The sequence below is a fragment of the Pseudomonas sp. 06C 126 genome (assembly GCF_001855215.1).
GTDB lineage: Bacteria > Pseudomonadota > Gammaproteobacteria > Pseudomonadales > Pseudomonadaceae > Aquipseudomonas > Aquipseudomonas proteolytica.
In genome coordinates, this window is record NZ_MIFU01000112.1 from 1 (window position 1) to 22,517 (window position 22,517).

The following is a 22,517-nucleotide window of genomic DNA, read 5'->3' on the forward strand; positions in this document are numbered from 1 at the left end:
GAGCAATGCCTGACTGCGGGCATGCCGAGCCTAGGCGAGGCACCGAGTGGTGGGGCAAGAGCGCTTTGGTTACTTTCGCGCTCTTCGAAAGTGACCCGCCGTAAGGGCGGAACCCTAAGCCGCCGTAACCGCAGCAACGGATATGTACACCCCCCCAAAAGAGCGAGCTGCCTAGAGACTCATGCCCAAAGCAAGCAATCCAGCCCCCCCATCAGACCGGGTCTCACCCCAAGTCTTTCGGCACCTGCAAATGCTGGGTCGGAAATGCCCGAGCGTATACCTGGCACACCCGCAACACCTGCTCATCGGCAAACCGCGCCCCCACCACATGCAAGCCCACCGGCAAGCCATTGGCCGCCAACCCGCACGGTACCGAGGCCGCCGGTTGTTGGGTGAGGTTGAAGGGGTAGCTGAACGGCGTCCACTCCATCCATTCGCCCAGCCCCGAGCCCGGTGGTACGTTGTGCCCCGCGTCAAAGGCAGTGATCGGTAGCATCGGCGAGACCAGTATGTCGTAGTGCTCATGGAACGCCGCCATGCGCGCCACCAATGCCGCCCGTGCTTCCAGGGCGGCGGTGTAGTCGTCCAGGCTGAGGCGTTCGCCCTGTTGCGCAATGCGCAGCAGGCCGGGGTCGAGCAGGTCGCACTGGGCGCCGGTCAGTTGCCCCGTCAGGCGCGCCGCGCCGGCGAACCACAGGGTGTTGAACACTTCCAGCGGGTCGCTGAACCCCGGGTCGATCTGTTCCACATGCGCCCCGAGTTGCACCAGGCCCGCGACTGCCTGCGCGACCACCTTGGCCACCTGCGGATCGACGTTCACGTAGCCAAAATCAGGGCTGTAGGCGATGCGCAGTCCCTTCAGGTCCGTGCCGGGCGTGAGCCACGGCGTGCTGCGGGGGGCGCCAATCAGGCCGTCCCGGGCGTCCGGTTGCGCCACGGTTTGTAGCATCAGCACGGCATCTTCCACGGTGCGGGTCATCGGCCCCAGGTGCGAGAGGATCGTCATCGAACTGGCCGGCCATTGCGGCACGTAGCCAAAGGTCGGCTTGATGCCGAAGGTGCCGGTAAAGGCACAGGGAATGCGGATCGAGCCCCCGGCATCGCTGCCCTGGTGCAGCACGCCGAGGTTCAGTGCTGCCGCCGCGCCCGCGCCGCCGGATGAACCGCCCGCCGTGGTGCGGGTGTCCCAGGGGTTGCGGGTGATGCCGTACAGCGGGTTGTCGGTGACGCCTTTCCAGCCGAATTCCGGGGTGGTGGTCTTGCCCAGCAGCACCGCGCCGGCCTTGCGCATAAACCCCGAGAATGGTGCGTCGACGTCCCACGGCCCGCTGGCGGATGAGGTGCGCGAGCCCTTGCGCGTGGGCATGCCCGCCGTCAGGGTCAAGTCTTTGATCGACGCCGGCACGCCGTCCAATGCGCCGCAAGGTTGGCCCTTGAACCAGCGTTGTTCCGAGGCCCGCGCGGCGTTCAAGGCGCCTTCGGGGTCGACATGGCAGTAGGCGTTGACCATCGGGTTGTAGCGTTCGATGCGCAGCAAGGTGTCTTCGGTCACGTCCACCGGCGACAGGCTTTTATCCCGGTAGCGCGCCAGCAGTTCCACGGCCGTCAGGTTGGCGATATCAGTCATGCCGCATCACCTCCCTGGGCTGCGTTGACCATGGCCCGCAGCAACACCGCGCAGCCGGCGGCCAGGTCATCCGGCGCGGCGTTTTCGATTTCGTTGTGGCTGATGCCGCCTTCGCACGGTACAAAAATCATCCCGGCCGGGCCCAGTTCGGCGACAAAAATCGCGTCGTGCCCGGCGCCGCTGACGATATCCATATGGCTCAAGCCCAGCACACTGGCCGCATCGCGCACGGCGTTGACGCAAGAGGGATGAAAGTCCAGCGGCGGGAAGTCCGCGGTGGGCGTCAGCTCATAGCTCAGGCCATGCTGCTTGGCCGTGGCTTCGATCACCTCACGCACTTCATCCACCATCGCTTGCAGTTTGTCGGCGTGCAGATGGCGCAGGTCGATGGTCATCTGCACCTGGCCGGGAATCACGTTGCGCGAGCCCGGATGCAGGCTCAGGCAGCCGACGGTACCGCAGGCGTGGGGTTGTTGTTCATGGGCAATCCGGTTGACCGCGCTGACCACCTGCGCGGCGCCCACCAGGGCGTCCTTGCGCAGGCGCATGGGCGTCGGGCCGGCGTGGGCCTCGACGCCGGTGAGCGTCAGGTCGAACCACTTCTGGCCCAGGCAGCCCATGACCACGCCAAGGGTGATGGCCTGATCTTCAAGCACTGGACCCTGTTCGATATGCGCCTCGAAATAGGCGCCCACCGGGTGCCCAAGTACCGCACGTGGGCCGGCGTAGCCAATGCGCTGCAACTCGGCGCCCACCGACAGGCCTTGCTCGTCCTGCTTATCGAGGGTCTCCTGCAAGTCGAATTTGCCGGCAAACACCCCGGAACCCATCATGCACGGCGGGAAGCGCGAGCCTTCCTCGTTGGTCCACACCACCACTTCAATCGGCGCCTGGGTTTGCACGCCCAAGTCATTCAAGGTGCGGATCACTTCCAGGCCGGCCATCACCCCATAGCAGCCATCGAACTTGCCGCCGGTGGGCTGGGTGTCGATATGGCTGCCCGTCATCACGGGTGGCAGGTCAGGGTTACGTCCGGCGCGACGGGCAAAGATATTGCCGATGGCATCCACGCTGACACTGCAGCCGGCGGCCTCGCACCACTGCACAAACAGGTCGCGGGCCTGGCGATCCAGGTCGGTCAGGGCCAGGCGGCACACGCCGCCCTTGGCCGTGGCGCCGAGCTGGGCCAGGTCCATCAAGGATTGCCACAGGCGGTCGCGGTTGATCAGCGGGGCGTTGTTCTTGAGCGGTTGCGCAAAACTATTCATCAGCAGTCTCCGGTCAGGCACTCAGGGCCAGGTAGCGGTTCTTGATCGTCGGGTCGGCGCGAAAGGCCTCGGCGCTGCCTTCGTAGACCACGCGGCCCTGTTCGAGCACGTAGTGGCGGTCGGCAAGCTTGTCGCAGACCAACAGGTTCTGCTCCACCAGCAGCACCGGCAGGCCGTCGTCCTTGATCTTGCGCAGGATTTTTACCAGTTCATCGACGATCACCGGGGCCAGGCCTTCGGTGGGTTCGTCGAGGATCAGCAGCTTGGGGTCGTTGAGCAGGGCGCGAGCGATAGCGAGCATCTGCTGCTCACCACCGGACAATGCATGGCCGGCGTTTTTGCGCCGCTCCTTGAGGCGCGGGAACATCGCGTACACGTCTTCCATCTGCCAGCGGCTGGTCTTGCGTACGGCGATGCGCAGGTTTTCTTCCACGGTGAGCAAACGGAAAATCCCGCGGTTTTCGGGGACCAGCGCCAACCCCTGGCGGGCGATTTCAAAGATCTTCTGCCCCACCAGCGGTTTGCCGTTGAAATGAATCTGCCCCTGGCGCGGGCAGATAATCCCCAGGATGCTGCGCAGGGTGGTGGTCTTGCCCGCGCCGTTACGGCCGAGCAGGGTCACCAGTTCGCCGGGGTTGACGGTCAGGGACACGCCCTCGAGGACGTGGCTCTTGTCGTAGTAGGAATGAATATTGTCGACGGTCAGCATCAGGCGGCCTCTCCCAGGTAAGCAGTGCGCACGCGCTCGTCGGCGCGTACGAATTGCGGCGTGCCTTCCACCAGGATCTGCCCGTGGCTCATCACGGTGATGCGCTGGCTGATGGACATGACGATGCTCATGTTGTGCTCGATCAACAGCACGGTGTGGTCGCGGCCCAGGTCGCTGATCAGTTGGGTCATGATCGGAATATCGTCGATGCCCATGCCCGAGGTGGGTTCGTCGAGCATCAACAGCTTGGGTCGCGAGCAGATCGACATTCCCACTTCCAGCACCCGTTGCTGGCCGTGGGACAACTCACCGGCCAGGGTCTCGGCGCGGGCGGTCAGTTGCAGGCGTTCCAGGACCTGGTCGGCCATTTCCAGGTGCTCGCGCTGGCTGTCGACGCGGCGCCAGAAGTTCAGGGCGCGCACGCCGTCGCGGCCCTGGGCGGCCAGGCGCAGGTTCTCGCGCACGCTGAGGTTCTGGAACAGGCTGGTGAGCTGGAACGAACGGGCCATGCCCAGGCCCACGCGGCCGTGGGCCGGTTTGCGCATCAGGTTCTGGCCGTCGAAATGAATCGCGCCGGCCGTAGCCTGGCGCTCGCCGGTCAGGCAGTGAAACAGGCTGGTCTTGCCGGCGCCGTTGGGCCCGATAATGGTGTGGATGGTGCCGGCTTCGACCTTGAGGTTGACGCCGTTGACGGCATGGAAGGCGCCGTAGGCCAGTTCCAGGTCTTTGGTTTCCAACAGGATGCTCATAGCAGCTCCTCCTTGGTCACGACGGCGGCCTTGCGGCTACCCCGCACACGGTCGAACAGCGACGACAGGCCGCCCCACAAACCACCGCGCATAAAGATCACCACCAGGATCAGGATCACCCCCAGCAGCATCAGCCAGCGCGGCCACAGGTCGGACAGGAAATCCCCCAGCAGTACAATGGAACCGGCCCCCAGCAACGAGCCGAACAGCGAGCCGGTACCGCCGACGATGGTCATGATCAGGATGTTCTCCGACATCACCAGGTCGATATTGGACAGCGGCACAAAGTGCAGGAGCATGGCGTACAGCGCCCCGGCAATCCCGGTGACCGCGCCCGACAGCACAAACACCAGGATCTTGAAGTGGCGTGTGTCGTAGCCGATGGCCGAGGCGCGGGTTTCGTTTTCGCGGATCGCCATCAGCGTGCTGCCGAACGGCGAGGCGATCACCCGGCGTGCGCCGATAAAGATCAGCAGGAACAGCACCGCGACAAAACCGTAGAACACCCGGGCGTCGGCCAGGGACAGCAGTACCGTGTCACCGATACGGATTTCCGGGCGCGGCACGCTGAGCAGGCCGTTGTCGCCACCGGTCCAGTCGCTCAGGGTGTAGGCGAGGAAGTAGGCCATCTGGCTGAAGGCCAGGGTCAGCATCACGAAGTAGATACCGGTGCGGCGGATCGCCAGGGCGCCCACCAGGAACGCCAGGAACCCACCGGCCAGCGCCGCGCCGAGCAGCGCGCTGAACAGGCCCAGTTGCAGGTGGATCATCAACAGCGCCGCGCAATAGGCACCGGCGCCGAAGAAGATGCCCTGACCGAACGACAGCAGCCCGGTGTAGCCCAGCAACAGGTTGCAGGCCAGGGCGGCGAGGGCAAAGATCAGGATCTCGGTGGCCAGGGTCGCCGAGGGCAGGATCAATGGCAGGCCGATCAGCACCGCCAACACCCACAGCAACATGGCCTTGGATTGGGTCTTGGCAAACGGCAGGGGATTTTTCTCGCTCATGTCAGACTCTCCCGAACAGGCCGTAAGGGCGCACCAGAATCACCACGGCCATGGCGCCGTAGATCATCAGGCTCGCGCCTTGGGGCCAGAGTGTGGTCATCAGGCTCTGCACCACGCCCACCAGCAGGCCGCCCACCAGGGCACCGCCGAACGAGCCCATGCCGCCTATCACCACGACGACGAAGGCGATGCCGAGGATTTCCGGACCGACAAAAGGCTGGGCGCCGCGCAAGGGCGCAAACAACACGCCGGCGATGCCGGCCAGGGCCACGCCGAGGGCGAAGGTCATGGAGAACAGGCGGAAAATATTGGTGCCCAGCAGCGATACGGTCTCGGTGCTCTCACTGCCGGCCCGCACCAGGGCGCCAAAGCGTGTGCGCTCCAGCAGCAGCCACAGGCCCAGGCCCACCAGCCCCGAGAACACAATCAAAAACAGGCGGTAGTAGGGGTACACAAAGTCGCCGACCACCAACACCCCGCGCAGCAATTCCGGGACGGCGACGCTTTTGCCCACCGGGCCCCAGATCATCACGCTGGCTTCCTGGATGATCAGCGCGATACCCAGGGTCACGAGGATCTGGAACATATGCGGCAGGTGGTAGATCCGCTGGATCAATAATCGCTCGATCAGCCACGCCAGTGCGGCCACCACCAGGGGCGCGATCAGCAGGGCCAGCCAGAAGCTGCCGGTGAGGCTGACGGCGGTGTAGCAGATGTACGCCCCCAGCAAAAAAAACGCGCCGTGGGCGAAGTTGACGAAGTTCAGCAGGCCGAAAATGATGGTCAACCCGACCGCGATCAGGAAGTAGATCATCCCCAGGCCCAGGCCGTTGAGAATCTGGAACAGATAAAGATTGAGCATGCAGGAACCCTCCAACAGGCGGCCGTGGTCAACGGCCCTGTCGTGTATTACCGGTGAAAGTGGGCGGATCAGCCGAGCGTGCAGCCCGTGGCTTCTACCGGTGGGAACGACTGGCCGGCGCTGAGCACCTTGGCCAGGTCGTCCTTGTCGGCCATGTCGCCTGCGGCCTTGCCCACCAGCAGGTAGTAATCCTTGATCACCTGGTGGTCGCCGGCGCGGATCGTTTCCTTGCCGGTCGGGCCGTCGTAGCTCAGGCCCTGCATGGCCTTGGCCACCATGGGGCCGTCGAAGCTGCCGGTGGCCTTGATGGTGTCGAGCATGACCTTGGTGCTGATGTAATCGGCGGCCAGCGGGTAGGTGGGGTTGATCCCGTACTTGGCCTGGGTCAGCTTGACCAGCTCGCGGTTGAGCGGGGTGTCGACCTGGTGCCAATACTGCGCGCCGAGGTACACACCTTCGAGCACATCGCTGCCCAGTTCCTGGAACTGGTCGAGGCCGGCGGACCACACCAGCAGCACTTTCATGCGCTCCTTGATACCGAAGTTCACCGCCTGGCGCAGGGTGTTGGACGACTGGCTGCCGAAGTTGAGCAATACCAGCACGTCAGGCTTGGCGGCGATGGCGTTGGTCAGGTAGCCGGAGAACTCTTGCTCCTGCAACGAGTGATAGCTGTTGCCCACATGTTCCAGGCCGTTCTCGGCCAGCACCGCCTTGGCGCCTTCAAGCAGGGCTTCACCGAACACGTATTGCGGGGTGATGGTGTACCAGCGCTTGGCGTCCGGCAGCAGCTTGATCAGCGGCACCACGGTTTCGCGGATCGCGCCATAGGTGGGCACCGACCAGCGGAAAGTCGCACTGTTGCAGTCCTTGCCGGTGACTTCATCGGCGCCCACCGGGGTCATGAATACACCGCCGACCTTGGACACTTCCTTGGCCACCGCCAGCGCCGAGGACGACAGGGTGCAGCCCTGGAAGAACCGCGCGCCATCCTGGCCAATCGCCTCCTGGACCTTGCGCACCGCCTTGCCGGCGTTGCCTTCGGTGTCGATCACCTTGTAGTTCAACGGGCGCCCCAACAAGTCTGGGTACTGCGCCACGGCCAGGCGTGAACCCATGTCGGCAAATTTGCCATAACTGGCAAACGCACCAGACATGGACTTGAGGCCGTAAAAGGTAAACGGTTCGGCGGCGAATGCACTGCGCACGCCCAGCGGAAGGCTGAGCGCGGCGGCGGCGGTGAGGCTGGCTTTCAACAACGTACGACGCTGCATGGGGTGACTCCCTGGTTTAGTTATTGGCAGGAGTGGCAATGGCGATACGGTGGAGCACGGCCTGTGGGCAGGCCTTTTTTATTGAAGTGAAACGCGGTCCAAATGTGGGAGCTGTGGTGTATTTAAGAGTGATCGAACTCCAGTAGAAAGTGTGGGCTGACCTGGCCTTCCAGCGCGGTCATGTGGTGTTCGGCGTCGCACATGTGCTCATGCATCAGGCTGCGCACGGCCGCTTCGTCGCCGGCGCGAAAGGCGCTCAGCAGTTGCTTGTGATAGTCCAGGTTGGCCGCGTCGAACTGCTTGCGCTTGGGCTTGTAGGCTTTTTTCAGCACCACCAGGTCGCGCAGCAGGTCGTTGAGGAACTGCGCCATGAAACTCAGCAGCGGGTTGGGGCAGGCCCTGGCCAGCAGGTTGTGGAATTCCAGCTCCGCCAGGCGCTGCTCACGCTGGCCGGCCTCGCTGTCTTCCGGGGCGCTGCAAAAATCCACGTTGTCTTGCAGGGCGCGATAGTCGTCTTCGCTCAAGCGCCCCAGCACCGACACCGCCAATTCCACCTCGATCACCTTGCGCAGTTGATACACCTGCTCGCCATCCAGGTGCTGGAAGTGCAGGTAGTTGCGCAAGGCGCGGCTGGCCGGTTCGGTGCCGGCCTGGTTCAGGTAGGCCCCGCCAGTGGGGCCGGTGCGGGTGCTGACCAGGCCTTCGACTTCCAGGGCCTTGAGCGCTTCGCGGGCCGAGCCCTTGGAGCACTGGAAGCTTTCCATTAGCTCGCGCTCGGTGGGCAAGCGGTCGCCGGGCTTCAGCGCATCGGTGACGATCGAGCGCTTGACCGACTCGACAATCACATCGGAAAGCTTCTGGCGTTTGCGTCGCAGGGGTCGGCTGAGCATGGTTTTCTATTTATCGTATTAATGCGGATAAATAGCACTTAATAGGGGTTGAGCAGAGGCGTCAACGGCAGGGGTCGTTTTCAGGTAAAACAGGTCGTAAACCACCTTTGGACTAGCAGGCCAACTCAACTCAACTGTGGGAGCTGGCTTGCCTGCGATAGCGGTTTATCAACTGAGAAAATATTGCCTGACCCACCGTTATCGCAGGCAAGCCAGCTCCTACAGTTGAGTTGTGGAGTTAGGCAGATCGAGCCTGGCGCAGTAATTGCGTGCCTTAGCGCTCCAGTCTTTGTGCAGGAGCAACCGACCATGCAATTACGAGCCTTGCGGTATTTTCACGAGGTGGCGCGTTGCGCCTCGTTGCGTAAGGCGGCCGAGCGTTTGTACGTCACGCCCACTGCCGTCAGCCGGCAGATCGAGCACCTGGAACACTTCTTTGGCGCCGCCTTGATTGAGCGCGGCCCGCGTGGCATCCGCCTGACGGTAGAGGGCGAATGCCTGGCCGAGCAGGTCACCAGCACCCTGCGCGGCCTCGATCAGGTGCGCGATGTGATCGCCAGCCGGCAAAGCCAGGTGGCGGGTAACATCAGTATCCATGTGTCAGAAAGTATCGTTTCCACGGTGCTGGCGCCGGTGCTCGCGGCGTTCTACCGCGCCCATCCCAAGGTCACCTTCAATATTGTGATCGCCAGCGCTTCAGCCACCCTCGATGCACTGTGCAGCGGCGAGGCCGACCTGGGCCTGGCGTTCTATCTGCAGGAGCGGGCCGATGTTGAAGTCACCGCGCAATGCGAGCTGTGGCACCGGGTGCTGGTCAGTGCCGAACACCCCTTTGCCCAGCGCGACAGCATTGAACTGCGCGAGCTTGAAGGCCAGCCCCTGGCCATCCCCGACTCGGCGTACGGCGTGCGCCAGGCCCTGGAAGCTGCGGCGAAAAAGCGAGGGGTGACGATCCAGCCGGTGTTTACCACCAGCTCTCTGGAGGTACAAAAAAGCCTGGCCCGACAACGGGCGGCGGTGTTGATCCTGCCCCAGGTGGATGCCGACGCCCGCGACCTGGGCGATGGCCTGGTAGCGGTGCCGATTGCCGATGAACACCTGGGGCGGATTCGCATCGACCTGTGCGGCTACCGCAATCGACCGCGCTCAGTGGCGGTGCTCAAGTGCCAGGAGATGCTGGCCAGCGCGATGCAGCGTTGCGCGCTGGTGGACTGAGGCTTCAGTCGACCAGGCAACTGCTGGATGCGGGTGGCTGCCTGCCGTGGGCCAGGTAGGTGCCGACCCAGCGGCTTACGCACTGGCTGGCATCGGTGGTTGGGCTCTGTAGATACGGCCCCTTGAGCCGCAGGGTGGCGGGCTGTGTCGCGAAGGTCTGGGCGGCGCTCCCGGCGGGCTCGATCAGCACCATGCGCTCGACTCGATCGGCAAACAATTGGGCGTATCCCGCACCGAGCAGGTTGCCCTGGGCGATGCCCACGAAGTTGATGCGTTGCTCACCCAATTGCTGGCGCACGAACTCCATGTCCCAGGCCGCTTGGTCGCTGGCCAGCGCATTACGGCTGTTGCGCGGGCTCAACTCGATGACATCGTAGAACCGGGTCAGCGTGCGGTATGCCTCGGTGTTTTCGTACTTCCAGACTGTCGCCAGATGCACTGCGAACACCCCGCGCAAATTCGCCTGGGCAGCGGCCGGGCGGGCGAAGATCACCCCCCGGCGCTCCAGTGGCTGCAGCGCCCCGACCCGGGTGATGGTCAGGCGCAATGTACGTGCGTCCGCTGCCTGATGGTCCTGTGGCACGGTGACGATGCCGCATTGGGTGCGGGCAACCACCTCATGATCAAGGGCCTGCCCGGGCAGGCGTGGGCAATCGACCAGCCATTCGATACCCGGCGGTGCTGCATGGCCGGGTGAACTCAAGAGCATCATCCATCCACTGATGACGCAAAGCGCTGCTGCTTTCAAAGGTTTCATCCGCATTCCTGGGTAACCGTCCGTAGGGACAGGCTTTTTACCAAGGGCGGCGGCGAGCCAATGCCGGAGCAGTCGCATACAAGGTGTAAGAATTCTGAATATTGCCCGTCGGCATTGCCTTGTGCCGACGGGCGGGATCAGAACAGGTTGATGGGGAAGTTACCGACGATCCTGAATTCGTCGTAGCTGCCATCGATCTGCCCGCCGCTGGCGCGGTGGTTGTAGACGATGGTGCGCAGGACCGAGTTTTTCAGCTTCCCGGATTGCACCACATAGGCCAGCATCAAGCCGTTTTCATTGTGCTTGGCGTTGTCCAGGCCGCGCACGTTGTAGCCGGTGTTGTGGCCGTTGCGATCCCCCTCGTAGTGCGTGCCGTCGATGCCCCAGCCCTTGGCGTGCCACAGGCTCGCAGTCAGGCCGGGCACGCCGTAGGCCGCGAGGTCGAGGTCGTAGCGCAGTTGCCAGGATTTTTCGTTGGGGCCGTTGTAGTCCGAGTACAGCGAGTTGGCCATGTAGTTGCCGGTGGACTCCCACACATAGTCGAAGTACTCGTTGCCGAACACCTGTTGCCAGGCCAGGGTCAGGCTGTGGGCCTGGTGGTTGGCGGTCACGGCCAGGCTGGCGGCGTCGTTGTCGATATAGCCCAGGCGTTGCTGGCCGGAATCCTGGGTGCGGTAGTAGTGCAGGGCGGTCTTGAGGGCGACTGCATTTTTGTCGCCGACGCGATGGGTCAACCCCAGGTAGTACTGGTCCCACATGTCCTCGAAGCGTGAGCCGTAGAGGCTGGCTTCCAGGCCATAGCCCGGCTTGAGCGTGGCCCCCAGGTAACTGATGCGTGCGCCGCTGTAGGCGCGGTTGCCGAAGGTGGTGGTCAGGCGCTCGGCGCCGGTACCGGTGCGCGGGATGGCCCGGTCGAAGCTACCGCCCTGGACCGACAGCCAGTCCAGTTCGTTGCTGTACAGGCCCACGCCCTGGAAGCTTGAGGGCAGGGCGCGGTTGTCCTTGTAGCGCAGGATCGGGTTTTCGGTCATCAGGCGTCCGGCCTTGAGCTCGGTGTTGGACAGGCGAAACCGCACATCACCCACCCCCAGGCGGCTCCAGGTCGGGATCGCATCGCCGTCGCTGTCCACCAGCACGCGGTCGCCGCCATTGGCCACCTTGCCATGCCCGCGCTGCAGATTGACCGCACTGAACACCCCTACATCCACCCCGACGCCAATCACACCCTGGGTGTAGCCAGAGCTGTACTTGATCATGGCGGTCTGCACCCAGGTTTCGCGCACGCGGGTGGGTTGGATGCCGCCGGGTTTCTTGATGCTCAGGTAAGTACTGCGTTGGGTGTGCTGGTTGGAATAGTAGTGACGCAGGTTCAGGTCCAGGCTGCTGCCTTCGATAAAGCCTGGAGCGCTGGCCTGGGCGTTTTCTTGCGCATAAGCCTGGGTGCCGGCCGCCAGGGTGGCGGCCAGGAAAAGACGTGGATACATGGTTAATCCCCACACAGAGAAGAAACTGTAGGAGCGAGCTTGCTCGCGAAAAGCCGGAGACCGCCGCGTGCATCCAGAATACGCGCGTTATCGTTGACGGTCTTCGCGAGCAAGCTCGCTCCTACATGAAGGGTGCATACGCGCTGTTCAGCGAACCGAGGCTTCTCTGAGCCGGGTTTCGCGGGCCGGCGTGCCGGGGAGCACGGGCCGGGTTTCCTTGGCGAACCAGGCGGCGGTAAGGCACACCAGGTTGGCGATCAGCAGGTACCACACCGGTGACATCGGGTCGCCTGTGGTACCGATCAGCCAGGTGATGATGATCTGCGCGGTGCCGCCAAACGCCGCCACACCAAAGGCGTAGACGATGGAGAACCCGGTGGAGCGCACCGATTTGGGGAAGCTCTCCACCAGCAACACGATCAACGCCGCGCCGCTCATGCCATGCAGGCCGGACAGCACCGCCAGGGTCAGGAGGAACGTCGAGGGGCTGGGGTGTTCGGTCATCAACTGCAGCGCCGGGAACAGGATCAGCAACAGCACTACCCGTGGCGTCATCAGGATCACCCGGCGGCCGAAGCGGTCGCACAACATGCCGCCGGCCACCGCGCACACCGCCATGGCCGCACCGGCCACCAGGGTCGAGAGCATGGAGATACTGGTGGGCAGTTTCAGCTCGGTCAGGGCAAAGGTGGTCATGTAGTTGAGGAAGTACTGGGTGATGGTGCTGCCCGAGAGAATCAGCAAACCCAGGACCAGGGCACGCCGATGCTTGCCGCAGACTTCGCGCACCAGATCGCCGGTGCTGGTGGTTTCGCCCTGGCCGTGGAAGGTCTCGGCCAGGTTGCGGCGGATATAGATGCCAATCGGCAATACCAGCAGGCCGAACACGAACGGCACGCGCCAGCCCCAGCTGTTGAGGTCTTCGGGGGACATCACTTTGGTCAGGGTATAACCCACCAGCCCCGCGGCCATGGCGGCGACGCCCTGGGCCACCACTTGCCAGCAAGCATAGGTGCCGCGTTTGTGCGGCGGCGCGGCTTCGAGGATGTAAGTGGTGGCGGGGCCGGCTTCACCGCCCCAGGCCAGGCCCTGGATCATGCGCGTCACCACCAGCAGGATCGGCGCGGCGATCCCGATGGTTTCGTAGCCGGGCAATATCGCAATACTGCCGGTGCCCACCGCCATCATCACCAGGGTCAGCAACATCGCCGGTTTGCGCCCGACGCGGTCGGCGTAGGCGCCAATCAGCACCGCGCCCAGGGGCCGCACGATAAAGCCGATGCCGAAGGCCGTGACCGACAGCATCAGGCTGACGAAGGCGCTGTCGGACGGGAAAAACGTATGGCCGATCATCACCGCAAAGGTCGCATAGACCCCAAAGTCGAAAAACTCCACGGCATTGCCCAGCACCACGGCGAAGATGCTCTTCCTGCCGGCGTCCGGCGATGGCGTTTCAGGTGTGTGCTCGGGACCCTCGCGAGTCAATTGTTCAGTGTGCATACCAGCCCCTCGGTTTTAGTTATAGGTCGTCCAGGCCCCGGCCTTGGGGCCGGGGAGCGGGCGTGTGGGTGGGCAGTTCAGTTACAGCGTCAAGGTCAGTTCGTGTTCGGCCATTGGTGGATTGCGCCACGCCAGCTCTCATAGGTTTTTGCGATTTGCAGCAGCCAGATATCGGCAAAACGGGGCGCGATCATCTGCAGGCCGATGGGCATGCCATCGGCGGCGAAACCACAGTTGATCGACAGCGCCGGTTGTTCGCCCATGTTCCACGGCACGGTGAACACGATGTGTTCGAACGGCAGCTGCGGATCATTGCTCGGTGACGGCCATTGGGCGGGGAACGCGTTGACCTGGTTGGTGGGCGACAGGATCAGGTCGAGGTCGCTGAAGGCCTGGGCAGCGCGGCGGCGCATCTCGAAGGTCTGGTTGAACCCCTTCACCGCCTGCACGCCGCTGATATCGGCACCGGGCGCGGCCCAGTCGCGGATGTACGGCAAGACTTTATCGAACTGCTCGCTGCTCAATGCCGACAAGTCGCCCCATTGCCGGGCGCGCCAGAACTGGTCGAGGCCGTCGAGTTGGGCACGGTCCATGATCGGCGGGATCAGCGTGACTTTGGCGCCACGGGCTTCGAACAGGCGTGCAGCCTGTTCCACCGCTTCACACACGAAACCTTCCGGTTGCAGGCCGGCGCCGGGCTCCAGCATCAGGCCGATGCGCAGGCCCTTGACCGACAGCGGCTGGTTGCTCCACTCGCGGGTGAGCGGCGGCAGGCTGGTGGCGTCGCGGGCGTCGGGGCGGGCCAGGTGTTGCATCATCAGCACGCAGTCGTCGACCGTGCGAGTCATGGGCCCGGCGGTGCGACCGGTGTAGTACGGGTCGATCGGGATGCGTCCCAGGGTCGGCTTGAAACCCACCAGGCCGCACCAGGCGGCGGGCAAGCGCACCGAGCCGCCGATATCGGTGCCGATATGCAGCGGCCCGTAACCGGCAGCCGCCGCCGCCGCAGCCCCCGAACTGGAGCCGCCGGTGTTATTGGCGGTGTTCCACGGGTTGCGGGTGATGCCATGGAAACTCGACAGGCCAGAGGAGAGCATGCCGAAATCCGGGACAGTGGTCTTGGCCAGCACAATCGCCCCGGCTTCACGCATCCGCGCGGCGGGCGGGGCGTCCTTGAGGGCAGGGGTCAGGCGGGTGGCGGCGCTGCCGAGGGGAATCGGCGTCCCTTCGGTGGCCACCAGTTCCTTGATGGTCACGGGCACGCCATCGAGCACGCCATTGGGCTGGCCTTTGTTCCAGCGCTCGGTGGAGGCCTGTGCTTGCTGGCGCACCTGCTCAGGATCGAAGGCGTACAGGGCGCGGATCTTCGGCTCCCAGCGGTCGATGTGGGCCAGCAGGTGGTCGTAGTAGTCGAGGGGGGAGAGCTGGCGGCTGGAGAATTGCTCCAGCAACTGGGCGGCCGTGAGGTCATGAAGATCGGTCATTGAGCGCTTCCTGGTGATGGGCCTTGGGGCTCATGGCGGGTGGCTGTTGCTCTGGACTATATAAACCCTGGGCAGCAGCGACCATCACATTCGAAGCGCTACAGTGTTGCGTTTTTGTGTGCACTCAATGGGCGCGACTGTGGGAGCGGGCTTGCCCGCGATGACGGTCTATCAGTTAATGAATAAGTGGCTGACACACTGCTATCGCGGGCAAGCCCGCTCCCACAATTGCTCGATCGCGGCCCACACCCGTGGGTCATCACAATGGGCCACATTGAAGCGCATAAATTCGCCCATCCCCGGCTCATACCCAAACAGCGCCCCCGGCGCCAACACCATGCCGCGCTTGAGCCCGGCTTCGGCCAGCTGTTCGCCGTTGACCCCAGCTGGCAGGCGCGCCCAGATAAACATCCCGGCCTCATACCCCATGGGCAGCTCACAGCCGCAGCGGCGCAGCCACTGTTCCACCCGGGCGCCGGCTTCCAGCAAGCGCTGGACCATGCGCTTGCGGTGCCGCGCATAGCTGCCTTCGCTGAGCAGGCGGTAGACCAGTTGCTCGAACAATTCCGACGTCACGCCGCCGCTCATCAGCTTCATATTGGTCAGGTTGGCCGCCAGTTGCGGCGCGGCCACCACATAACTGACCCGGGTATTGGCGCTGAGGGTTTTCGAGAAGCCCGACAGGTAGGTCACTTGCTCCAGGCCGGCGAGTGCCGCCAGGCGGGGCGGTGGGTTGGGGTGCAGGTCGCCGTAGAGGTCGTCCTCGATGATATGGCAGTGGTATTGACGCATCAGTTGCAGCAGCCCGAAGGCCTGGGCTGCGCTGAAGGAATGGCCGGTGGGGTTGTGCAGGATGCTGGTGGTCACATACAGGCTGGGCCGCTCCTCGGCGAGCAAGCGCTCCAGAGCCGCGAAGTCGAGACCGTCCGGGCCCCGTGGCAGTGTCAGCACCCTGACCCCGTGCAACGCCAGGTTGGCGTGGAAGTTGAAATAGCACGGCGCATCCAGCAACACCGTGTCACCGGGGCGGGCCAGCAGGCGCATCAACATGTCCAGGCCTTGCAGGGTACTGGGCGTGGTGATGATCTGTTCCACCGAGACCGCCAGGCCATCGCCCTGCAGTTTTTGTTGCAGGGCCTGGCGCAGTGGCAGGAAACCCGCCGGCGTGCCCATGCCGGCAACGCGCAGGGAAGGGGCCCGCACCACACTGCGCATGGCCTGGCGCAAGGCTTCGGAGTCCAGCCAGTCTTCGGGCAGATGGCCGCCACCGGGGCGCAACTCGCCCTGGCCGGTGAGCATCGGCCGGCGCAGCACACTGAGCAAATCCTGGGGCAGCAGGTCGACCCAGTTGCTCGACGACGGCTGCGTCTGGCGTTGGGCGACAAAGTGCCCACGGCCCTGGCGCGAGGTCAGCAGATGCTGGCCGCGCAGGCGGTCCAGGGCTTCATTGACGGTGAACTTTCCGACGCCCAACTGCGCCCCCAGCTCACGCACCGAGGGAAGTTTGCTGCCTGCGGCCAATTGGCCTTGCTCGATGGCGCGGGCGAAGGCCTCGACGATCTGTTGGACCTTGGGGGTGTGGTCATCAAAGTGGATCTGCGGAATGGCCATCGCGACGTCCTGAAGTTTGCCGGTAACTTTACCGGTAAAGCCTGCGTGAATATCCGCCGAGTTTACCTGCCCGACACGCAATCCGCGCCCTAGACTGCGCAACATTCCTCGCTGCCGTGAAATTACCCACCATGGTCACTGCCCTTACGCTGTCGTCCTTCCTGTATTTCCTGGTGCTGTGCAGCACCCTGGCTTTCAGCCCCGGCCCCATGACCTTGCTGCTGCTGAGCCTGGGCTTGAAGGACGGTTTGCGCCACTCCTTGCCGGCGCAGTTTGGCGCCAGCGTGTCGTACCTGATTTCGATCCTGATCTTTGCCGTGGGCTTTTCCGAGCTGATCAAGGGCTACCCGCTGATTACCCAAGGCATCCAACTGGTGGGCGTGGCTTATATCCTGTACTTGGCCTACAAACAGTGGACCAGCAGCGGCGTGCAGATCAACACCACCGGGCAAGGGCCGGAGACGCCCCGTGGCTTATTCGGCAAGGGGTTGCTGACCGGCCTGTCCAACCCCAAGGCGATCATCCTGTTCAGTGCGGTGTTCCCGCAGTTCGCCGCTGTTGGGCAGGACAGCGCCGCCGGTGACATCGCGATTCTTGGCCTGACTTTCCTGGTTTTGCAGTTCGCCAGCGGCTGCCTTTATTGCTACTTCGGCCAGCGGATCAAGCATGTGCTCGAGTCGCCGCGCAAACGCGTGCTGTTGCAGAAGGTCACGGCCGTCTTGCTACTGGCGGTGGCGATGTTACTGGCCCGTGGATTTTCCAGCTAAGCCCCTGGTGGCAAGGGGATTGGCGCGGGGGATAAGCCTCTGAGCGGTAGTGGCTATTTGCCGTTGCCCTGATAGACTTCCAGCATTCATCCAGGATCAGCCAGATCATGCCAGCCGCAGGAGGAAACGGACTTCCGCTCGCCAAACGCCTGTACAAATCGCGGACCCTGGGGCTGACGCTCGGCTTCGCCTGTGTATTGGCCGGCATGTACCCACTGGACCCACCAGGCTGGGTCTGGGCCTGGATGCTGATCAACGCCTTCGCCTGGCCGCACCTGGCTTACCAACTCTCGCGCCGCGCCGAAAACTCCCTGCGTGCCGAACGTCGCCATCTCCTGGTGGACTCGTTCTGCGGTGGCTTCTGGGTCGGTGCCATGCACTTCAACCCGCTGCCCAGCGTCACCACGTTGTCGATGATGACCATGAACAACGTCGCCATCGGCGGGTTCCGCTTCATGCTGATGGGCTGGGTTGCCCAAGCGCTGGGGATCGGCGCGGCAGTGCTGCTATTCGCCCCGACCTATATCGCCGTGACCACGCCTACCCAACTCTACGCCTGCTTGCCGATCCTGATGCTCTATCCGCTGGCGCTGGGCTGGATCTGTTATCGCCAGGCCATCACCCTGGCCCGACATAAGCGCGAGCTGCTTGCTTTAAGCCGAACCGACAGCCTGTCCGGGCTGCTCAACCACGGCGCCTGGAAAGACCACCTGGAAATCGAATTCGCCCGCTGCCGGGGCGGCCAGCAAGGCGCTGCGATTGCACTGATCGATATCGACCATTTCAAGATCATCAATGACACCTACGGCCACGTCACCGGCGACATCGTGCTGCGCCAACTGAGCAAGATCCTGCGTCAGAACCTGCGCGCCACCGACCTGGCCGGGCGTTACGGCGGCGACGAATTCTGCGTGATCCTGCCGGACATGCCCCTGGGCCACGCCACCGAAGTGATGGACGCCCTGCGCGACCGCTTCAGCGCCCTGGGCTACGCCCAAGACCCGACACTGCGCGCCAGCCTGAGCATCGGCCTGGCGCCATACCAAGCCTCCCACGGCGACGCAACCAGCTGGCTGAACGACGCCGACCAGGCGTTGTACGAGGCCAAGAGCGGCGGGCGCAATCGGGTGCGGTCGGTGGAGGCGGGGTGGGTGCGGTCGCTCTGAAAGACCCTCACAAACGACTCGCGACCTGTAGGAGCCGGCTTGCCGGCGATGGCGATTTGATAATCACCATTGGGGTTGGGATTTGTCGGTTTTTTATAGTTTCAGGCACCAATTGAAGTGAGCCATTCCTTATAAAAGTTTGTTTGTTCTTGTGGATCATTTGTCAGGTTGTGCTCTTCGTAGTTGAATATATGAACTATATCTTCGCGGGTGGCACGTTTACCTAAGGTCAATTCATATGCAACCAAGCCGGCGGCCATCTGCGAGGCCATGCTGGAAGGCCTGACATTTATTTTTGCACCTTTACAACAGAATATTATGTGGGGAAAGTCGGCTCTCATTTTTGCGAAACATCTATATATGTCTTCGTCTCGATAGATTTTTTTGAAATGGTCGGCTTCTGAAAAGCCTAACATCATGCGTGTAGAGTCGTATTTTACTTCTACGTCTGTTTCTTGGCCAAAAATGATTGCTTTAATGGTTTTTGTACGCACATTTCCTAGGGGATGAAAGGGGTTGGAGGTTGGTGGGTCAGGTTGAAGCGAGTTATTCCACTTGGCATGAAAATCAAACTGTTCTTGAATATCGTTGGTCAGATTGTCTTCTTCATAATCGAATATTCGTACCAGTCTTTCGTTCGGGTCGCCTAGTGTTGACTCATGGAGCGCGATTCCGCTTAGTCCTGTGTAGGAGGAGTGGAATACGTTGACTTTTGAACCTTTGCATAAAAATTTAATGTCATTAAAGTCTTTGCGCAGTAATCCAAAACTGTGAAAGATACTAGGGCTGGAATATTTTTTCTTGGTTTGGTCGGCGAATGTTATATGTAAGGTGCCTGTATTTTTTTCGTATTCGATAATCGCTGTTTCGAGGGTGTGTTTTTTAATTATCTTTATTTCTAGGCTCTTCATGTTTGGCTTCAAAGTCGCTTTTGGAGTTTACCAAGTGTCCTGGTCTTCAAGGCTGGCCTTTTGGAGTTCATCTTTCCATTCTTCATTCGCGATTCGATAAATCTCCATGAAAAATCCTCGTGGGTTCTCTATTTCCGTCTCATCCCAAGCCATGGTTATGTACGCATCATGGTCACTTTCAAATTCCTTGGAAAAATCGAAGTTAGGGGTTGAAAGGGCATCTTTAAGTATGGTCATTAACACGTAGCGATGACGGTAGGATAGGTACATGAGATCTTTTAAGATGAATGATTTAATGATCGTTTCTCTATCGTTTATATTGTTAGGGTTGTATTTCCAAAGTTTCTCGCCTTTAGTTTCTTCCCTGTCGTATATGGAAAGTGCGGCCAATATGTATGAAAGGGTTGGCTCAAAAGGTTTATCTGCAAAAGGTGATTTCAGCATGGTCTGCTCAATATGGAAAAGCGGTGAATGGGCGGGTAGGGTTATTTTTGTCGAATCTTACTTCCGCATTGTTTAGGTTTTCAAATCGTCTAGGGTTCTGTCTGTCATTCTTATTAGGTTTATACCCATATCCTGCTCCGGAAATTTCCATTTTTACAACGGGGTTTCCTTCACTGTCAAAGCCTGTTGGTGATGGTTGTTTTCCTTGCATTTTGTATAAGGCTTTATTTATTGTATGCATCTGTAATTTCCAACTTGTGAATTTTGAACTTGAACTAATCATTCCTCTTCTTCCAGTTGTGGGGTTGGTTCCATCAATAGCGCGTTGCCTCATCGCTATATCCGGAATCTCGGGTCCATGTTTCGCTACCGTATGCATTCTGTACTTATTTTCCCATTCGAGGACTCGTCGTTTAGCGTTTGCCTCTGTCCGCTCATCAATCTTTGCTTGTCGTTCAGGGCGCGTCTGCTGGGGAAGGGCAGGCTCTGCGTGATTAACATTCGTCGTAAGGCTGGCGTCGCCCGCCGGTTTACCCATCCCCACCGGGACACGCATTCAACCCCAACGGATCCACCCACCCCGTAGGGTTAGGCACATACCAGGCTGGCCTTTTGGAATTGTTTAAAATAGATTCGCTACGTTTATTTCGTTATGGTGTTCTGTTCTGCGAGTAGATACTCATTGAATTTGCTAACTATATGGGTTAGCCACAACAGTCCTGATTTCCACTGGTGTGGATAATAGTAATAGCAGTATTGTTCCTGGAATAGGTTTTCTTGGAAGTCTAATTCATTTGTGTATGAATTGATCATCTCTAGGATTTCCTGCTTTACAGTTATAATTATGTCTTTAGATGAGTCTTTTAGAAAGCCATCAATGACGTCGTCGGCCGAAGAGTAGTCTTCCATCCAGTCTTGGTTGAAGTAGGCTCCAAAGAATTGTTGGAGTTCTGTCAGTGGCAGATTCATTTTTCTGGATATCCTGTTAGCAATAGATAGCCGTCTGGCATGTTAGGTAATCGTTTTGGAACTAACAAAAAACTAATACGCAGCACAGAGTTTTTAGCTTCCCTTAACAAATTTCGTCCTGCGGGTTGGGTTGAACTGTCTCTAATCGGAAGCTTGCTCGTGTGTCCATTTAAAAATCTCATTATTTCTTGGTTGGCTAAAGGGCCGGATCTATTTCACATCGTGGACGGGCAATGGATACAAATGTTGGCCGCCGTTCATCAAACGTTAGCGTATGGATTCACCGAGACGTAAAAGTTAAGGAATATGGGCTAGTAATGGCGGATTTATCACAGTGTCGACTCGCGACCAAATAGATTCGCCCCGTTTATAGTCTCGGTTATCCATGTTGCAGTGAGGCTGCCCAGTGCTTACGAAAATTTATCTGATCTTCAATATCGTTGGTTAGGTCATTTTCTTCGTGGTCGAAGATACGTACGAGCTCCCCGTCAGATTCGCCAAGTGTTAGCTCATAGGCAACAACCCCACATGACATTTGTGATGCCATGGCAGAGGGGTAGACATTTATTTTGGAGCCTTTACATAAAAATCGGATATGGCTAAATTCTTTTCTCAACAAGCCAAAACATCTGTAAATGTCTAGGTCGGTGTAGTTTTTTTCAACTCCAGAAGAGAATAATATAGCGAGGGTGCATTTGTTTCTGTCGTATGTGATTATGGCTTTTTCACATAGGCCATTATTGATGATTGATATTTCCTGTGTTGACATTTTTATCTCCTGTTGGGGTTTAATAAAGAGTAGCCTTTGTGGGAGCCGTCATCATTCAATGGTGTTGCACCTATAATATCTTTGGTGTCAATACGGTTTGGAATCGCAATTTCAACCTCCCTTTTAAAGTCGGAGCGTTTGCCAAGTTCTTTGTTGACGTCTCGCCCGGGTATCATTTTTAAAGTATATAGAAACCCCTCCTCCAATCCAAAGGTCGTTGCAAACATCACTCCTTGCTCTCTAGATGTCGATGTGCTTACAAAGTTGCTGGGAGGGTTCATATTGTTTTGGGAGTGTAAGTACAGATCTGTGCTTTTTCCTCTGCTATTGAAACCCGTCTCGAAGATTTCATCGGGTTCTCTAGAGTCTCCTCTATAAAGATATTTTTTCTCCTCAATGGGTTGGGGGAGTTTCGGCGCGTTCTCCTCAACGCTTTTCGGGTGTTCGTTTGGCTTTTTTGCCTCTGGTTCTGGATTACACCCATCCGTACCAGGGCATCTACTCAACCCCAACGGATCCACCCACCCCGTAGGGTTAGGCACATACAAATACCCGTTCACCCCACCCGCCAACTTCACCGGGTCGGGGGTCAGGTAGCGTCCGTTGTCCGGATTGTAGTAGCGATGCCGGTTGTAATGCAGCCCGCTTTCCCGGTCGTAATACTGCCCCTGAAAACGCAGTGGATTAGCGACCTCGCCTACATCCAGCCGGGTGATTTTCCCGTAGGCCTGGTAATGGGCTGACCAGACGATTTTGCCGTCCGCGCTGGTCAGTTCCTGCGGCGTGCCCAGGTGGTCGAGTTGGTAGTGGAAGACCTGTGTATTGGCCGGCCCGAAACCTTCGAGCAAGGCCAGCGGCCTGAAGCTGTCTGGCTCGTAGAGGTAGCTGCGGTGCTGGCCATGGGTGTGTTCGGCGATGAGCTTGTCGCCTTGCCAGAAAAACTCGGTGGTCTTGCCCTCCACGGTTTTGCTGATGCGCCGGCCAAACGGGTCGTAGCGATAGCTGGCCTGGCTGCCGTCTGGTTGGGTGAGGCCGATCAGGCGGTGCTGGCAGTCGT

The 22,517-nt window shown here is 60.4% G+C and carries 22 protein-coding genes; 3 read left to right on the plus strand and 19 right to left on the minus strand.

Annotation, left to right across the window (positions count from 1 at the left end; genetic code table 11):
* Nucleotides 1-223 precede the first annotated feature (223 nt).
* From BHC62_RS22205 to BHC62_RS22240, 8 genes are all read right to left on the minus strand, one after another.
* Nucleotides 224-1,627 (minus strand): amidase, encoded by a 1,404-nt coding sequence (locus BHC62_RS22205; RefSeq protein WP_070996179.1) that lies wholly within the window; start codon nucleotides 1,625-1,627, stop codon nucleotides 224-226.
* Nucleotides 1,624-2,895 (minus strand): Zn-dependent hydrolase, encoded by a 1,272-nt coding sequence (locus tag BHC62_RS22210; RefSeq protein WP_070996180.1) that lies wholly within the window; start codon nucleotides 2,893-2,895, stop codon nucleotides 1,624-1,626. The genes BHC62_RS22205 and BHC62_RS22210 overlap by 4 nt, the downstream gene beginning before the upstream one ends.
* 13 nt (nucleotides 2,896-2,908) lie before the next feature.
* Nucleotides 2,909-3,604, minus strand: coding sequence for an ABC transporter ATP-binding protein (locus BHC62_RS22215; protein WP_029293283.1), 696 nt, complete (start codon nucleotides 3,602-3,604; stop codon nucleotides 2,909-2,911).
* Nucleotides 3,604-4,353, minus strand: a complete 750-nt coding sequence (locus BHC62_RS22220) for an ABC transporter ATP-binding protein (RefSeq protein WP_029293285.1) — start codon at nucleotides 4,351-4,353, stop codon at nucleotides 3,604-3,606. The genes BHC62_RS22215 and BHC62_RS22220 overlap by 1 nt, the downstream gene beginning before the upstream one ends.
* A complete protein-coding gene (locus tag BHC62_RS22225; RefSeq protein WP_070996181.1) occupies nucleotides 4,350-5,360 on the minus strand; it encodes a branched-chain amino acid ABC transporter permease in 1,011 nt (336 codons plus the stop codon). The genes BHC62_RS22220 and BHC62_RS22225 overlap by 4 nt, the downstream gene beginning before the upstream one ends.
* A 1-nt stretch (nucleotide 5,361) precedes the next feature.
* Nucleotides 5,362-6,222 (minus strand): branched-chain amino acid ABC transporter permease, encoded by an 861-nt coding sequence (locus BHC62_RS22230; RefSeq protein ID WP_029293289.1) that lies wholly within the window; start codon nucleotides 6,220-6,222, stop codon nucleotides 5,362-5,364.
* A gap of 68 nt (nucleotides 6,223-6,290) precedes the next feature.
* A complete protein-coding gene (locus BHC62_RS22235) occupies nucleotides 6,291-7,493 on the minus strand; it encodes an ABC transporter substrate-binding protein (RefSeq protein ID WP_070996182.1) in 1,203 nt (400 codons plus the stop codon).
* A 122-nt stretch (nucleotides 7,494-7,615) separates the two neighbouring features.
* The gene (locus BHC62_RS22240) at nucleotides 7,616-8,383 is read right to left on the minus strand and encodes a FadR/GntR family transcriptional regulator (RefSeq protein ID WP_029293293.1); all 768 of its coding nucleotides are present in this window, start codon (nucleotides 8,381-8,383) and stop codon (nucleotides 7,616-7,618) included.
* A 309-nt stretch (nucleotides 8,384-8,692) separates the two neighbouring features.
* On the opposite strand from BHC62_RS22240, the gene BHC62_RS22245 reads away from it, so the two are divergent.
* Nucleotides 8,693-9,598, plus strand: coding sequence for a LysR family transcriptional regulator (locus BHC62_RS22245; RefSeq protein WP_032863678.1), 906 nt, complete (start codon nucleotides 8,693-8,695; stop codon nucleotides 9,596-9,598).
* 4 nt (nucleotides 9,599-9,602) lie between these two features.
* On the opposite strand, the gene BHC62_RS22250 is transcribed toward BHC62_RS22245, so the two are convergent.
* The 5 genes from BHC62_RS22250 to BHC62_RS22270 form a co-directional block, all read right to left on the minus strand.
* Nucleotides 9,603-10,355 (minus strand): alpha/beta fold hydrolase, encoded by a 753-nt coding sequence (locus BHC62_RS22250; protein WP_070996183.1) that lies wholly within the window; start codon nucleotides 10,353-10,355, stop codon nucleotides 9,603-9,605.
* 137 nt (nucleotides 10,356-10,492) lie between these two features.
* Entirely contained in the window at nucleotides 10,493-11,839 is a 1,347-nt protein-coding gene (locus BHC62_RS22255; protein ID WP_070996184.1) for an OprD family outer membrane porin, read from the minus strand.
* A gap of 147 nt (nucleotides 11,840-11,986) precedes the next feature.
* Nucleotides 11,987-13,339, minus strand: coding sequence for a citrate-proton symporter (locus tag BHC62_RS22260; RefSeq protein WP_029293300.1), 1,353 nt, complete (start codon nucleotides 13,337-13,339; stop codon nucleotides 11,987-11,989).
* Nucleotides 13,340-13,434: 95 nt separating this feature from the next.
* Nucleotides 13,435-14,823: an amidase gene (locus BHC62_RS22265; protein ID WP_070996185.1), complete on the minus strand. Its 1,389-nt coding sequence runs from the start codon at nucleotides 14,821-14,823 to the stop codon at nucleotides 13,435-13,437.
* A 201-nt stretch (nucleotides 14,824-15,024) separates the two neighbouring features.
* On the minus strand, nucleotides 15,025-16,434 hold the full coding sequence (locus BHC62_RS22270; RefSeq protein WP_070996186.1) for a PLP-dependent aminotransferase family protein: 1,410 nt from the start codon (nucleotides 16,432-16,434) through the stop codon (nucleotides 15,025-15,027).
* A gap of 131 nt (nucleotides 16,435-16,565) precedes the next feature.
* Between BHC62_RS22270 and BHC62_RS22275 the strand changes: the two genes are divergently transcribed.
* Complete coding sequence (locus tag BHC62_RS22275) at nucleotides 16,566-17,201, plus strand: LysE family translocator (protein WP_070996187.1); 636 nt, start codon at nucleotides 16,566-16,568, stop codon at nucleotides 17,199-17,201.
* A gap of 107 nt (nucleotides 17,202-17,308) precedes the next feature.
* A complete protein-coding gene (locus BHC62_RS22280) occupies nucleotides 17,309-18,367 on the plus strand; it encodes a diguanylate cyclase (RefSeq protein ID WP_070996188.1) in 1,059 nt (352 codons plus the stop codon).
* A gap of 101 nt (nucleotides 18,368-18,468) precedes the next feature.
* Here BHC62_RS22280 and BHC62_RS29090 read toward each other — a convergent pair whose 3' ends face one another.
* The 6 genes from BHC62_RS29090 to BHC62_RS28365 form a co-directional block, all read right to left on the minus strand.
* Nucleotides 18,469-19,278, minus strand: a complete 810-nt coding sequence (locus BHC62_RS29090; protein ID WP_224791144.1) for a hypothetical protein — start codon at nucleotides 19,276-19,278, stop codon at nucleotides 18,469-18,471.
* Nucleotides 19,279-19,305: 27 nt separating this feature from the next.
* A complete protein-coding gene (locus BHC62_RS22290; RefSeq protein ID WP_070996189.1) occupies nucleotides 19,306-19,722 on the minus strand; it encodes a hypothetical protein in 417 nt (138 codons plus the stop codon).
* A gap of 7 nt (nucleotides 19,723-19,729) precedes the next feature.
* Complete coding sequence (locus BHC62_RS28750) at nucleotides 19,730-20,278, minus strand: hypothetical protein (RefSeq protein WP_218124033.1); 549 nt, start codon at nucleotides 20,276-20,278, stop codon at nucleotides 19,730-19,732.
* Between the two features lie 86 nt (nucleotides 20,279-20,364).
* Entirely contained in the window at nucleotides 20,365-20,691 is a 327-nt protein-coding gene (locus BHC62_RS22295) for a contact-dependent growth inhibition system immunity protein (RefSeq protein WP_070996190.1), read from the minus strand.
* 379 nt (nucleotides 20,692-21,070) lie between these two features.
* Nucleotides 21,071-21,460 carry a hypothetical protein gene (locus BHC62_RS22300; RefSeq protein WP_029293314.1) on the minus strand — a complete coding sequence of 130 codons (390 nt, stop codon included), beginning with the start codon at nucleotides 21,458-21,460 and terminating at the stop codon, nucleotides 21,071-21,073.
* A 2-nt stretch (nucleotides 21,461-21,462) separates the two neighbouring features.
* On the minus strand, nucleotides 21,463-22,517 hold a 1,055-nt coding region (locus BHC62_RS28365; RefSeq protein ID WP_176770986.1), incomplete at its 5' end, for an RHS repeat-associated core domain-containing protein.